Source organism: Bradyrhizobium sp. USDA 4472 (assembly GCF_054058595.1).
On sequence record NZ_JBSSAM010000001.1, the window covers coordinates 2,882,374 to 2,896,893 of the forward strand.

Sequence of the window (14,520 nt, forward strand, 5' to 3'; positions counted from 1 at the left end):
GTCGCTGCGACGGCTTCTGCAGAGCGCGCTTACTCCGCCGCCGGGTGCACGATGCGCTTCGGCGCATGCGCCGTATCCGCGGCTTCATGGTGGCCGCCGGTCTCGGCGTCTTCGCTGTGCACGATCAGCCGCTTGCCGAAGCGCCAGATCAGGGCGCCGAAATCGTCCATCACCATGAACATTGCGGGCACAAACACCAGCGAGAGGATGGTCGAAAAGATCAGGCCGCCGATGACCGCGAGCGCCATCGGCGAGCGGAATTCGCCGCCGGCCCCGACCGCGAGCGCGCTCGGCATCATGCCGGCGGCCATCGCGATCGTGGTCATCACGATCGGACGGGCGCGTTTCATGCCGGCGTCGATCATCGCCTCGTCGCGCGGCTTGCCGGCATTGATCGATTCGATCGCAAATTCCACCAGCATGATCGCGTTCTTGGTCACGATGCCCATCAGCATCAGGATGCCGATCCAGACCGGCGTGGTGAGCTGCTTGCCGGTGACAAGCAGGGCCGCGATCGCACCGCCGATCGAGAGCGGAAGCGAGAACAGGATGGTGATCGGCTGCAGGAAGGTGCCAAACAGCAGCACCAGCACCGCATAGACCATCATCAGGCCGGCCGTGATCGCGGTGGCGAAGCCGTCGGACAGTTCGTTGAGGCTTTCGGCGTCACCGGAGGGAGAGACCTTCACGCCCTTCGGCAGGCTCTTCATGACAGGGAGATCGTAGATCTTCTTGGTGGCGTCGCCGAGTGCCGCGGAGCCGACGAGATCGGCCGCGACCGTTGCCTGCCGCTCGCGGTCGTAGCGGTTGATGCTGGTCGGACCCTGGTCGAGCTTGACGTCGGCGATGACCGAGAGGGGTACGCCGCCCTTCTCGCCGTGCTCGCCGAGCGGAACGCGCAACTGCTCGAGCGTCTTCAGGTTGCCGCGCGCCGCGTCCTCGAGCTGCACTCGGATCGGCACAAGGCGGTCGCCGACGTCGAACTTGGCGAGCGCCGGACCGACATCGCCGATCGTCGCGACACGGATGGTCTGCGAGAGGCTTTCGGTCGAGACGCCCAGTCGCGCGGCGAGATCGGCGCGCGGCTCGATGCGCAGTTCGGGACGTTCCAGCGACGTCTCCGAGATCACGTCGGAGATGGTCGGAATTCGCTTCATCTGCGTCGCGAGTTCACTGGCGACGTTGTTGACGATGTTGGCGTCGACACCGGTCACCACCAGCGAGATCGCGCGCAATCCGTTCTCGTCCAGGAACCAGAACCGGATATCGGGAACGTTCTCCAGTTCCTGACTGATCGAGAATTCGAGCTCGCGCTGGGTAATCTTGCGGTCGTTCTTGGGCGTGTAGTTGATGATCAGCGAAGCGCGCCGGACTTCCTGGGTCCCCGGTGGAACGCGGCCGCCATCGACGAAGATGCTCTTCACCTCCGGCCGCTTGCGCAGGCGCGCGACGATGTCCTCGGTGACCTTCTCGGTGTAGGCGAGCTGCGTGCCCGGCGGCAGTTCGAGGGCCAGCAGCGAGCGGGCGCTGTCCTGCGCCGGCAGGAAGCCCTGCGGCAGCAGCGTGATGCTCCAGATCGAGGCCGCGAAGATGCCGAAGCCGATCAGCACCGTGATGAAATAATGCTTGACCGACCACGAGACGAGGCCGTGATAGGTGCGCAGGATGCGGCCGGGCGGCGGCTCTTCGTGATGGCCGTGCTTGAGGAAGTAGGCGGCCAGCATCGGCGTCACGAACCGCGCCGCAAGCAGCGAGAAGAACACCTGCACCGAGACCGTGATGCCGAACTGCTTGAAGAATTGCCCGGCGATGCCCGACATGAAGCTCGCGGGCGCGAAGATCGCGATGATGGTCAGCGAGATCGCGATCACCGCGAGACCGATTTCGTCGGCGGCTTCGAGGGCGGCACGATAGGGCGACTTGCCCATGTTCATGTGCCGCACGATGTTCTCGATCTCGACGATGGCGTCGTCGACCAGAATACCTGTCGACAGCGTGATGGCCAGGAAGCTGACGAGGTTGAGCGAGAAGCCGAGGATGTCCATCGCCCAGAACGCCGGGAAGATCGACAGCGGCAGCGAGACCGCGGCAATCATGGTGGCGCGCAAGTCGCGGAGGAACAGCAGCACGATGACGACGGCGAGAATGGCGCCCTCGAACAAGGTCGAGATCGCCGCTTCGTAATTGCCGTTGGTGTAGTCCACCGAGGTATCGATCAGCTTCAGGTCGACATCGGGATAGGCGGCCTTGAGCGCGTCGATGCGCTTCTGCACGGCTGCGGCGACCTTCACGTCGCTGGCGCCCTTGGAACGCTTGATGCCCAGCGCGACCACCGGCTCGCCGTTGAAGCGGGCGAAGGTACGGCGGTCGGCGATGGTGTCGGTCACGGTGCCGAGATCGTCGAGACGAACCTCGCCGCCGCCGAACAGCGGGACCATGGTGCCGGTGAGGTCGCTGAGAGTCTTGGCGCCGGCCAGAGTCCGGATGGCCTGGTCGTTCTTACCGATCTCGGCACGACCGCCGGCGACGTCGACATTGGTGCCGCGCAGGCTCTGGCTGACATTGACGGCAGTCAGCCCCATCGCCTGCAGGCGATCGGGATCGAGCGAAACCAGGATCTCACGCTCGACACCGCCGATGCGCTCGACCTGGGCGACGCCGCGCACGCCCTGCAGCGCGCGCTTGACCACGTCGTCGACGAAATAGGAGAGCTGCTCCGGCGTCTTGCCCGGCGAGATCGCGGCATAGGTTACAATGGGCAGGCCGATCACGTCGACGCGCTGGATCAGCGGCTCGGTGACGTTTTGCGGCAGGTTCGAGCGCACGCGGGTCACCGCGTCCTTGACGTCGTTGAGCGCGCGGTCGGTGTTGGTCTCCAGCGCGAACTGGATGGTGGTGACTGACACGCCATCGGTGATCGAGGAGGTGATGTGCCGCACGCCCTCGACGCCGGAGACGGCGTCTTCGACCGTCTTGGTGACCTGGGATTCAAGCTCTGCGGGCGCGGCGCCGAACTGCGCCACCGCCACCGAGATCACGGGAATGTCGGCCGAGGGCAGTCGTGTGATCGCGAGCCTGGTGAAGGAGGTCCAGCCGAGAATCAGGAGGATGATCGAAAAGACCACCGAGGGCAGCGGATTACGGATCGACCATGCCGAGATATTGAGAGCCATCAGCGTACCCGCGTGCGATCGAGTTCATCGGCGAACATGGTCTTGATCTGGTCGCCGTCATGGAGCGAAGAGCCGGCGTCGGCCACGACGATTTCGCCGACGTCGACCCCTTCCAGGATTTCCGTTTGGCTGTCCGATGTCAGGCCGACGCGCACCCTCCGCGTCTCGACGGTGTTGCCCTTGACCACCTGGACGGTCAGATGGTCGATCGCGGTCTTGGGGACGGCGACGCCGCAGCTTCGCTTGGCGTCGATCGAGGCGCGGGCAAACACGCCGACCTTCAACGAAGGATTGTTGGTGACGCTGATACGGACGCGGCCGAGCTGCGTGGCACGGTCGATCTCGGGCGCGACGAGCCGGACCCGGCCAATCAGATCGGCGGCATCGTCGCGGCTGATCCGCACCGTCGCTCCGGGGCTGAGCTTCGGCATGTGCACGGCCGGGACCTGCGCATCCAGCTCGATCTCGTTGTTGACGGCGATCCGGAACATCGGTCCGGCCTGCGGCGAGGCCGGCGCGCCGACGATGGTCCGCACTTCCGTGATGAGGCCCGGTGCGGGCGCCTTCAGCGAGATCGGCCCCTGGGGGACCGGCCTCTGCGGCTGACCGGGAATCTGCGGCGGCGCCGTCAGGCGCGCCAGCTCCTGGTTGTCGGTGACGACAGTACCTTCGGTGACGAAGAGGTCGGTGACCTTCGAGCCTTCCTGGTCGGCGATGACCACGGCCTCACGCCGCGGCACGAAGAAGCCCGTCACCCGCACGAGGTCGGAGAAGCAGGCATTGGTCGATTTCGACACGATGACGAGCGCCTCGCCCGGCGTCTCCTTTGCCTCGGGACGATGCCGATGCTCGAACCAGTAATAGCCGGCGCCGAGCGCAAGGATGAACGCCACGGTACCCGCAGGCTTGAGATATTCGGAGACGTTCATCGCCGGATCATCCTGGCCTGGCTCGGGGTTGTGAAGCGGGTTTCCCTGATACGAATCGGCGTCCCGCAGGACTGGGGGACGCGCGCCGGGAGCAAGACCTTACACCACATCACGACTTGTCACTGCAACGGGTTACGCCGTGGTCACTTCGATGCGGTGGTCTTGTTTTCCATATTCACGACCTGCACGCGGCGATTCACCTCCGCCATCGGCCGGTTCGGATCCTTCAGCTTTGTCTTGCCATAGCCCACGGTGACGAGGTCGGCGGCGGCGATGCTGTATTTCTCGACCAGATAGCGCTTGATCGAATCCGCGCGGCGTTCAGAGAGCTCCTGATTATAGCTCTCGCCGCCGGCGGCGTCGGTGTGGCCGGCGACCACGAAGGTCGAGCCCTTCAGATCGGGGCTGGTCAGGGCGCGGCCCAGCGCCTGCACCGACGGGAGTGACTTGGTGCTGATATCGGCCGAGTTGTAGTCGAAGGTGATTTCGAGATCGATATTCGGCTTGTCCCTGGCCGCGGTTGCGATCTCCTCGCGCTCGGTCGAGGAAAGCGAGCGCGTGGCACGACCGCGGACGGATTGGATCAGCTTGGCTTCCGCCGGGTTCGGCGCGGGATCGGCTTGAGGGGCGATCGAGAGACCGCGGGTCAGGGGCTTTTTCTGCGGCGCCAGGGCACGGACGATCTCGTCCTCCGTGACGTTCTGGCTGTTGCCGTCATCGCCGGCGAAGGCTGGCGTCAGCGACAGCGCGGCACCGAGGGTGACGATGGACAGAATCGCGGTCAGTCCTTTTCCAGCCGATCTCATTGTCAGTCCCTCCTGCGCGAGCCCGCGCTGTTCCAAAACCTTGGCGACAGGCCCACGGCAAGGCCAGCGGCATCCGTTCGGTTAGTCTTGGCCGGATCGCCAGGGGTTCGAGCGCCGCCCGCCCCAAGTCAAAAAATATCAACGCACTCCGTAGCTTGCAAATTCCTGCACGATGTTCGGATCCATCGCCTTGGCATTGGCGATGTCAAGTGCGCCTTCCTGGGCCGAACCGTTGCGCTGCTTGGCTACGCCGCGGCCGTAGAGGGAGGAGGTCAGGCGCGGATTGATCCTCAGCGCCGCGTCGAAGTCGGCGATGGCGTTCTTTGCCGCGCCGGATTTGAGGTTCACGAGGCCCCGGCTGTCCAGCGCGTCGACGAAATTCGGCCGCAGCCGCAGCGCCTCGTTGCAATCCTTCAGGGCACCCTGGAGGTCGCCGACCACGGTGCGGGTCCAGCAGCGGTTATTCAGCGCCTCGACATCCTTTGAATTGATCCGGAGCGTGTCATCGAAATCCTTGATGGCCAGATTGTACGCCCCTTTGCTGGCATAGACCTGGCCGCGCCGGTACAGCGCATTCACGTCGTCAGGATTGGCGGCGATCTTGGCCGTCAGGCCCTTGATCGTGGGATCTTCGGCCAGTGTGGCCGCGCTCGGCCCGCCATCGGCGTTTGGCACCGGGGCAGGCTCGGCCGGTTTGACCGGCGGGGGCGGCGGAGGCAGCGCGGCCTCGACCTGCGGTTTCGGCGGCGGGGGTGGCGACGGAGCTGCGGGCGACGCCGGCGGATTGTTCGCAGCCACCGGCGCAGGCGGTGGGGCCGGTGGATTTGGCGGAGGGTTGTTGGCGACTGCAGGAGGCGGCGGCGCGGGAGGCGCCGGCGGCGGTGTCGTTGCGGCCGGGCGCGATCCGCCGGCTCCGGGAATGAACGAGAAATCCTCCGCAAGCGAGGACGAGATCCACGGCACCTGCTCGCCGCGCGAGGCGCGGGTGACGCCCATCTTGGTGCGGTTCAGCGTTTCCTCGGCCATCAGGTCCGGGACGCGGATTTCCTTGAGCAGCTCCTGGACGAACAGGCTGTGATCGCCACCCGCGTCCGACACCACCGATGCCAGCGCTGCCGAATACATCACCAGCGTGCCGTTCGGCGCGATGACAGGAGTGAGACCGGCCGAAAAGCTGCGGAACCGGCGTTCGAACGGGTTACGCCTGGAGGCATCGATCAGCGCGATCTTGACCCCGGCGCCGCGGGTGTTGAGCTCGCCCAGGATGGCTTCGATGCTGAAACCGTCACGGCGGACGTCGGACTCGGTCCAGATCTGCGCATCGATCGGGATCATATAGCTCTGGCGCGCCGACTGGATGCCGAACCCGCTGTAGAACAACAGGGCGACCGAGCCGGGCTTGATCTTGCCATAGAGCTTGTCGAAGGCGCGACGCATGCCGTCGCCAGTGAGATTCTCGCCGACCTCAACCGTAAAGCCATCACGCTTGAGCTCATCGGCGACGTCGCGGGCGTCATTGATCGGCTCCTTCAGCGGACTGTCGGCATCGGGATATTTGGCATTGCCGATCACCAGTGCATAGCGGTCGCTGGCCGCAAGCGACGGAGCGGTCGGGAAAAGAGAGGCGAGCAAGGGCAGAAGAAGAAGGAAGCGGATTTTCATAATCAGCGCGGTCCAGCCAAAAAGGCGCCGTTCCCAGCTTGCGCCGCGGCGACCTTAACTTACGCAAAGTGCATTATCAAACCGGCGCGTGGGGGCGTCAACCACTTGGAGATTCGGCACTATTGCGACAATTGACCGCGACGCGCAGGTCGGTTGCGAGGGGAATGATGCGGCGGTCACGATTTTCCTCGGCGCGTTCTCGTTCGGGGTTCCGGCGGCCCACGTCAGGCCGGTCCTCGCGACGAAAGTGTGATTGGTCTCACATTGGGTCTCGCGTCCGCCACAACCTCGCACGTTTGACCTTTGCTGCGGGCGATGGCTTGGTGCGCAAGATCCGCTCAGAAAAAAGCAAGAACGGGAATTAGAGCCCATGGGAAACGCTTACGAAATCTACGCCCTGCGCTATGCGACGATGTCGCCACGCACGCCCAGCATGAATTTTCTGGCGCCCGACCCGCATGACGGCGCGGCGCAGGATCTCGACTACTTCGTTTGGCTGATCCGCGGGCAGGGCCGCGAGATCCTGGTCGACACCGGCTTCAATGCCGAGGAGGCGACCTTGCGCGCGCGAAAACTGACGCTCAACCCGGTCGATGCGCTGGAGCGCTTTGGCATCGCGGCGTCGAGTATCCGCGACATTATCGTGACGCATCTGCATTACGACCACGCCGGCAATCTCGATCGCTTCCCCAATGCGCGCTTTCATCTCCAGGAGCGTGAGATGGCCTATGCGACGGGGCGCTGCATGTGCAACGGACTGCTGCGACATCCCTTCTCGGTCGAGCACGTCACCCAGATGGTGCGCCATGTCTATGGCGAGCGCGTCACCTTCTACTCCGGCGACGGCGAGGTCGCGCCCGGGGTGACCGTGCACCGTGTCGGCGGCCATTCCGACGGTTTGCAGGTGGTCAGGGTCGAGACGGCGCGCGGGCCGGTGGTGCTGGCGTCCGACGCTGCGCATTACTATGCCAATCTGCAACGCCGCAGCCCGTTTCCGATCGTCTACAATGTGGGTGACATGGCGGTCGGCTGGGAGACGATCGAACGCCTCGCCGGGCATGCCGATCGCTACATTCCCGGCCACGATCCCGTCGTGACCGAGATCTATCCGCGCGCCAGCGACAAGGTCGATGCCTGGGCGCTGCACCTGCCGCCGTCGCGGTCGTTTGCAAAGTGATCAATACGCCTGCTTGGCGTCCGCCTCTTCGCTGGTCTGGACCAGATCGAGGCTTCCCTCGATCTTGCCGAGCAGGGTCGAGAGCTGCTTCCGCTCCTGCGCGGTGAGGCATGCGAGGATCTCGTCTTCCCGCCGCAGCAATTGCGGGAACAGCTCCTCGTACAGTGTGCGGCCCTTCCTGGTCAGCTGCAGGCGGAATTCGCGGCGGTCGGCTTCGTTCTCGACCCGCTCGATCAGGCCGTCATGCAACAGCGTGGTCACCGCTCGGCTAATGGTGGATTTGTGCGTGCGGGTGCATTGCGAGATGTACTGCGCGCTGCAGGCATCGTTGCGGAAGCCGAGCGTGGCAAGCACGCGCCAGGCTGGAATATCCAGGCCGTGACGCTCCTGATACTCGACCGCGAGCGCGGAACTGACCTCCGCTGCAAGCCGGTTGAGGCGGAACGGCACGAACTTGAACAGGTCGAGCCGCGATCTGGGCCGCGGCGAAGCCTCGTCGGATTCTCTTGTCTTCAGCGCGATGTCGCTGGATGTCCTGGCCAAGGCGAGCGCTCCGAATTCCTGTTGACGGCCGGCCGGCGCCGGTCCAAAATAGTTGCACGTGAGACTATCTAGCAGGTCAGTCCGCTCCTGACCAGAGCCGAGGTTAGTATATGGCGCCGGCCAATACGCATCAGGCCAACACCTTTCAAGCGAAGACCCAGTTCGGCTATCGCCGCCACTCCGACCAGGATCGCCCGGGCCAAAGTCCGGCCGAGCACCCGGTCGTGGTCGTTGGCGCAGGCCCGGTGGGCTTGTCGCTGGCGATCGATCTCGCCCAGCGCGGCCAGCGCGTCGTCCTTCTGGATGATGCCGACCGCATCGGCGAGGGCTCGCGCGCGATCTGCTTCTCGAAACGGTCGCTGGAATATTGGGACCGGCTCGGCGTCGCCGATCGCATGGTCGACAAGGGCGTCGTGTGGAGCGTCGGCCGTATTTTCCACGGCGAGTCCCAGCTCTATCAGTTCAACCTGCTGCCGGAGGATGGCCACAAGCGGCCGGCCTTCATCAATATCCAGCAATATTATGCCGAGGCCTATCTGGTCGATCGCATCAGCGATCTGCCTGGGATCGACCTGCGCTGGCGCAACAAGGTGACCGCGCTCGAACAGCGCAACGACTCTGTCGCGCTGACGATCGAAACGCCCGAAGGCGCCTATCGCCTGCACGCGCAGTATGTCGTCGCCTGCGACGGCGCGCGTTCTTCGCTGCGGCAGATGGTCGGCGCCGAGTTTGCCGGACAGGTGTTCGAGGATCAATTCCTGATCGCCGACGTCAAGATGACGGCGGAATTCCCGACCGAACGCTGGTTCTGGTTTGATCCGCCGTTTCATGCAGGGCGTTCCGCGCTGCTGCATCGGCAGCCCGACGATGTCTGGCGCATCGATCTCCAGCTCAATCGCTATGCCGATCCTGTCGTCGAGAAGAAACCGGAAAACGTGCGGCCGCGGATCGCGCGCATGCTCGGCCACGACGAATTCGAGTTCGAGTGGATCTCGCTCTACAAATTCCAGTGCCGACGGATGGACCGCTTCATCCATGGCCGCGTGATTTTTGCCGGCGATTCCGCACATCAGGTTTCACCGTTTGGCGCGCGCGGCGCCAATTCCGGGCTTGAGGACGCCGAGAATCTGTCCTGGAAGCTCGATCGCGTGCTGCGCGGCGCGTCGCCGGCGAGCTTGCTCGAGAGCTACCATGTCGAGCGTAGCCTGGCGGCCGATGAGAACATCCGCGAATCCACCCGTTCGACCGATTTCATGGCACCCAACTCGCATCAGGAAGCGCGGCTGCGCCAGGCGGTGCTGTCGCTCGCCAAAGAGACCGAGTTCGGCAAGCGCATGGTCAATGGCGGCCGGCTCTCGGTGCCGTGCAGCTATGACTCGCCGCTGTCATCACGTGATGCGGATGCCTGGCGCGGCGGACCGTCGCCGGGCTGCTCGATGCTTGATGCCCCCGTCGGCGAGCAGGCCTATCTGACCGATGCGTTCCGTGACGGTGGAACGGACTTCACCCTGCTGTCGTTCAGCAATGGTGCGGGGGTCGACGTGCCCGATGACGTCAAAGACATCCGCGTCGGCGGCGAGGGCGGACTTGCCGATTCCCAAGGCCTCGTCGCCAGACGCTACGACGCCGAGCCTGGTTCTGCCTACCTACTGAGGCCCGACGGCTATGTCGCGGCGCGCTTCCGCCACCCGACGCGTGAGGCGATCGCGGCGGCGCTGTCTCGGGCTGCAGGTCTGAATTGAGGTTTATATGCCGCTCTCTACCAGCTCCAACTTTGCGCGGCCCGACGACGCTTTCCGCGCCATCGTCGAGGCGCATCGCGGCCTCAGCGACGAGCAGAGCGCCGATTTCGACGCAGCTCTGGTGCTGATCCTCGCCAACCATATCGGCGACATCGACGTGCTCAGGGAAGCGCTCGCGCTGGCGAAGCGCCGCATGGTCGACGGGCAGCAGCAACAACAGCAACAACAATAACCACGGGACTTGAGGACGAACTGATGGCGAAGAACTTCGCATCCACCGGAGATCTCTCCGAGAAGAAGATCACCTTCTCCGAGATCGGCACCGATCTCTATGCCTTCACCGCCGAGGGCGATCCGAATACCGCCATCATCGTCGGCGACGACAGCTGCCTCGTGTTTGACGCGCAGTCGACGCCGGCGATGGCCAACAAGGTGATCGAGCGCGTCAAGACGGTCACCGACAAGCCGATCAAATATGTCGTGCTGTCGCATTATCATGCGGTGCGGGTGCTGGGCGCCTCCGCCTACAAGGCGCAAGGTATCGTCGCCTCCCAGGAAACTTATCGGCTGATCGAGGAGCGCGGCCAACAGGACTGGGATTCCGAATATGGCCGCTTTCCCCGCCTGTTCCAGGATGCGCAAAGCATTCCCGGCCTGACCTGGCCGACGCTGACCTTTGAAGGCGAGATGTCGATCTATCTGGGGAAGCGCGAAGTGCGCCTGATGCAGTTGGGAGCCGGCCATACCTCCGGCGACATCGTCGCCTGGGTGCCGGACGCCGAGGTGATGTTCTCCGGCGACCTCATCGAATATCACTCGGCCTGCTATTGCGGTGACGCTCACCTGCGCGAATGGCCGCTGACGCTGAACGAGATCCGCAACTTCAATCCCAAGGCGATCGCGCCGGGCCGCGGCGATGCACTGAAAGGCATCTCCACCGTGCGCGAAGCCATCGCGATGACGCGCGACTTCGTCACCTCGCTTTACGGCGCGGCCGAAGTCTCCGTCGCCAAGGGGCGTACACTGAAGGAATCGATGGCGGCGACGCGCGAGGTGATGGATCCGAAATTCCACAGCTTCGCCATCTACGAGCACTGCCTGCCGTTCAACGTGTCGCGCGCCTATGACGAGGCGTCGGGCATCGACGATCCCGTGATCTGGACCGACAAGCGTGACCAGGAGATGTGGGCCGCCTTGCAAGGAGGAGGATAGTCATGAACATCAATACCTCGCCGGATCAGATCGTTCGCAGTTCGGCCCAGGTGACGCCGGGCTACATGTCCGGTTTCGGCAACAGTTTCGAGACCGAGGCGCTGCCGGGTGCGCTGCCGATCGGCCGAAACTCGCCGCAGCGCTGTGCTTACGGCCTCTACGCCGAGCAGCTGTCGGGCTCGCCGTTCACGGCGCCGCGTGGCACCAATGAGCGCTCCTGGCTCTATCGCATCCGCCCCTCGGTGAAGCATTCGGGACGCTTCGAGAAGGTCGATGCCGGTCTGTGGCGCTCGGCGCCGTGCCATGAATACGATCTGCCGATCGCGCAGCTGCGCTGGGACCCCGCGCCGTTGCCGAAGGAGGAGGTGACGTTCCTGCAGGGCGTGCAGACCATGACGACAGCCGGTGACGTGAATACGCAGGCCGGCATGGCCGCGCATGTCTATCTCATCACCAAATCGATGGTGGACCAGCATTTCTACAATGCCGACGGCGAGCTGATGTTCGTGCTCCAGCAGGGTGATCTTCGCCTCGTCACCGAATTCGGCCGCATCGACGCCGAGCCCGGCGAGATCGTCGTGATCCCGCGCGGCGTGAAATTCCGCGTCGAGATTCCTGATGGTCCTGCGCGTGGCTATCTCTGCGAAAACTACGGCGGCGCCTTCACGCTGCCGGAGCGCGGACCGATCGGCGCCAACTGCCTGGCCAACGCGCGCGACTTCCTCACGCCGGTTGCGGATTACGAGGACAAGGATACGCCGAGCGAGCTGTTCGTGAGATGGGGCGGCTCACTGTTCAAGACGACGCTGCCGCATTCGCCGGTCGACGTCGTCGCCTGGCATGGCAATTACGCGCCTTACAAATACGACCTGCGCACATTCTCGCCGGTCGGCGCGATCGGCTTCGACCATCCCGATCCCTCGATCTTCACGGTGCTGACCTCGCCCTCGGAGACGGCGGGCACCGCGAACATCGACTTCGTCATCTTCCCCGAGCGCTGGATGGTCGCCGACAACACCTTCCGCCCGCCCTGGTATCACATGAACATCATGAGCGAGTTCATGGGCCTGATCTACGGTGTCTACGACGCAAAGCCGCAAGGCTTTGTCCCAGGCGGTATCTCGCTCCACAATTGCATGCTGCCCCACGGGCCCGACCGTGACGCCTTCGAGCACGCCAGCAACGGCGAGCTGAAGCCGGTGAAGCTGACGGGCACCATGGCCTTCATGTTCGAGACCCGCTACCCGCAGCGCGTCACCGCGCACGCCGCGAACGCGGCGACGCTGCAGGACGATTATGCAGATTGCTGGAAGGGACTGGAGAAGCGGTTCGATCCGAACAAGCCGTGAGGCTTCTTACCCTCCCTGGACGGGGAGGGTCGCTCGCGATAGCGAGCGGGGCGGGGTGACGGTCTCTCCACATCCAACGCGGTCCATGTTGAGGGATCACCCCACCCCGTCTCCTATTTCGCGGCGCTCAATATGAGCCGACCTTCCCCCTCCACGGGAGGGTGATACCGTCACCGTTGCCACGGGAAACTCATGCCTCACCCCAACGACCCCAGCCTCCGCTCCTTCATCGAAATCGATCCCGCCTCCGATTTCCCGATCCAGAACCTGCCCTATGGCGTGTTCTCGACCGCGGCCAACCCCACGCCGCGCGTCGGCGTCGCAATCGGCAATTACGTGCTCGATCTCTGGGAGCTCGAGCAGGATTCTCGCCTCGATGTCGGAGCGCTCGGCGTGTTCTCCGGACCTTCGTTGAATGCCTTCATGGCGCTCGGGCCAAAGGTCTGGACCAGGACGCGGGCGCGCATCAGCGAGCTGCTGCGTCACGATCACCCGGAGCTGCGCGACAACGAGGAACTGCGCCGGCAGGCGCTGGTGCCGCTGCGCGATGCAAGGCTGCATCTTCCGTTCGCGGTCTCCGGCTACACCGATTTCTATTCCTCGAAGGAGCACGCCACCAATGTTGGTGTCATGTTCCGCGGCAAGGACAATGCGCTCCAGCCGAACTGGCTGCACATGCCGATCGCGTATAACGGTCGCGCCTCGACCGTCGTCGTCTCCGGCACCAGGGTGAAGCGGCCGCGCGGCCAGCTGAAGCCGCCGAATGCCGATGCGCCGAGTTTCGGCCCATGCAAGCGGCTCGATTTCGAGCTGGAGATGGGCGTTGTGATTGGCCAGCCCTCGGCCATGGGTGGCATGCTGACGGAGAGCCAGGCCGAAGAGATGATCTTCGGCTTCGTGCTGCTCAACGACTGGAGCGCGCGCGACATCCAGCAATGGGAATATGTCCCGCTGGGCCCGTTCCTCGCCAAGGCCTTTGCAACCTCGATCAGCCCGTGGGTAGTGACGCGCGAGGCGCTGGAGCCGTTCCGCCTGAAGGGGCCCGCGCAGGAGCCGGTGCCGCTCGACTATCTCAAGCAGGCCAAGCCACAGAACTACGATCTGGAGCTCGACGTCTCCTTGCGCGCTGCCGGAGCGAATGCGCCCGCCGGCATCAGCCGCACCAACTTCAAATACGTGTATTGGTCTTCCGTGCAGCAGCTGATGCACCACGCCTCCTCCGGCTGCGCGATGAATGTCGGCGATCTCCTTGGGAGCGGCACCATCTCAGGTCCGGAGAAGAATCAGCGCGGAAGCTTGCTCGAAATCAGCTGGAACGGCACCGAGCCGGTCGAGCTGCCCGGCGGCGCAAAGCGTTCGTTCCTGGAGGACGGCGACAGCCTCGTCATGCGCGGCTGGTGCCAGGGCAATGGCTACCGTGTCGGGTTCGGTGAAGTCGAGGGGACGATTTTGCCGGCGGAGTAGCCTCCACCATTGCTCCGATCTCCGTCATTGCGAGGAGCGAAGCGACGAAGCAATCCAGACTGTCTCCGCGACGACAGATTGGATTGCCGCAATGACGGCGCGGAGAGAGCCTATCGCTTCTCCGGCGGCACGCTTTTGACCCGCGCGCAATGCGCCGCGACATCGTCGACGCTGTACTTCAAATGCACACGCTTGTCCGACGGCGCCTGCTTGCTCGTGCACACGCCCGGCCGCCATTCCTGCGTCGGCCGGATCGGCCGTGGTGCGAAGCCGCCGCCGCAGTTCGGGCAGACGTTGGAGAGCTTGGTCTCGACGCAATCCGCACAGAACGTGCATTCATAGGAGCAGATCCGCGCGTCAATGGCGTCAGGCGGCAGGTCGCGATCGCAATATTCGCAGTTCGGTCGAAGCTGGAGGGCCATGATTGTATCTCCGGGCGTTGACGGATCATCGCAGATCGCGC

At 64.3% G+C, this 14,520-nt stretch carries 12 protein-coding genes; 6 read left to right on the forward strand and 6 right to left on the reverse strand.

Annotated features, from left to right (window positions below):
• Positions 1–29 precede the first annotated feature (29 nt).
• The 4 genes from ACVWZ4_RS13175 to ACVWZ4_RS13190 form a co-directional block, all read right to left on the reverse strand.
• Complete coding sequence (locus tag ACVWZ4_RS13175; RefSeq protein ID WP_456700226.1) at positions 30–3,173, reverse strand: efflux RND transporter permease subunit; 3,144 nt, start codon at positions 3,171–3,173, stop codon at positions 30–32.
• The gene (locus ACVWZ4_RS13180) at positions 3,173–4,102 is read right to left on the reverse strand and encodes an efflux RND transporter periplasmic adaptor subunit (RefSeq protein ID WP_456700225.1); all 930 of its coding nucleotides are present in this window, start codon (positions 4,100–4,102) and stop codon (positions 3,173–3,175) included. Before ACVWZ4_RS13180 ends, ACVWZ4_RS13175 begins: the two co-directional genes overlap by 1 nt.
• A 143-nt stretch (positions 4,103–4,245) precedes the next feature.
• Positions 4,246–4,908, reverse strand: coding sequence for an OmpA family protein (locus tag ACVWZ4_RS13185; protein ID WP_456700224.1), 663 nt, complete (start codon positions 4,906–4,908; stop codon positions 4,246–4,248).
• Positions 4,909–5,046: 138 nt separating this feature from the next.
• Entirely contained in the window at positions 5,047–6,570 is a 1,524-nt protein-coding gene (locus tag ACVWZ4_RS13190; RefSeq protein WP_456763422.1) for a caspase family protein, read from the reverse strand.
• Positions 6,571–6,940: 370 nt separating this feature from the next.
• Between ACVWZ4_RS13190 and ACVWZ4_RS13195 the strand changes: the two genes are divergently transcribed.
• Complete coding sequence (locus ACVWZ4_RS13195) at positions 6,941–7,747, forward strand: N-acyl homoserine lactonase family protein (protein WP_456740451.1); 807 nt, start codon at positions 6,941–6,943, stop codon at positions 7,745–7,747.
• Here the strand turns inward: ACVWZ4_RS13195 and ACVWZ4_RS13200 are convergent, their stop codons facing one another.
• Positions 7,748–8,290 carry a MarR family winged helix-turn-helix transcriptional regulator gene (locus ACVWZ4_RS13200; RefSeq protein WP_456740452.1) on the reverse strand — a complete coding sequence of 181 codons (543 nt, stop codon included), beginning with the start codon at positions 8,288–8,290 and terminating at the stop codon, positions 7,748–7,750.
• A gap of 110 nt (positions 8,291–8,400) precedes the next feature.
• Between ACVWZ4_RS13200 and ACVWZ4_RS13205 the strand changes: the two genes are divergently transcribed.
• From ACVWZ4_RS13205 to fahA, 5 genes are all read left to right on the forward strand, one after another.
• A complete protein-coding gene (locus ACVWZ4_RS13205) occupies positions 8,401–10,032 on the forward strand; it encodes an FAD-dependent oxidoreductase (protein ID WP_456740453.1) in 1,632 nt (543 codons plus the stop codon).
• A 7-nt stretch (positions 10,033–10,039) separates the two neighbouring features.
• Positions 10,040–10,264: a DUF2783 domain-containing protein gene (locus ACVWZ4_RS13210; protein ID WP_456700219.1), complete on the forward strand. Its 225-nt coding sequence runs from the start codon at positions 10,040–10,042 to the stop codon at positions 10,262–10,264.
• 23 nt (positions 10,265–10,287) lie between these two features.
• On the forward strand, positions 10,288–11,244 hold the full coding sequence (locus ACVWZ4_RS13215; protein ID WP_456700218.1) for an MBL fold metallo-hydrolase: 957 nt from the start codon (positions 10,288–10,290) through the stop codon (positions 11,242–11,244).
• Positions 11,245–11,246: 2 nt separating this feature from the next.
• Positions 11,247–12,593: a homogentisate 1,2-dioxygenase gene (gene hmgA, locus ACVWZ4_RS13220; RefSeq protein ID WP_456740454.1), complete on the forward strand. Its 1,347-nt coding sequence runs from the start codon at positions 11,247–11,249 to the stop codon at positions 12,591–12,593.
• A 192-nt stretch (positions 12,594–12,785) separates the two neighbouring features.
• Positions 12,786–14,057 (forward strand): fumarylacetoacetase, encoded by a 1,272-nt coding sequence (gene fahA / locus ACVWZ4_RS13225; RefSeq protein WP_456740455.1) that lies wholly within the window; start codon positions 12,786–12,788, stop codon positions 14,055–14,057.
• 110 nt (positions 14,058–14,167) lie between these two features.
• Here the strand turns inward: fahA and ACVWZ4_RS13230 are convergent, their stop codons facing one another.
• Positions 14,168–14,479, reverse strand: a complete 312-nt coding sequence (locus tag ACVWZ4_RS13230) for a DUF1272 domain-containing protein (protein ID WP_456700215.1) — start codon at positions 14,477–14,479, stop codon at positions 14,168–14,170.
• Positions 14,480–14,520 lie beyond the last annotated feature (41 nt).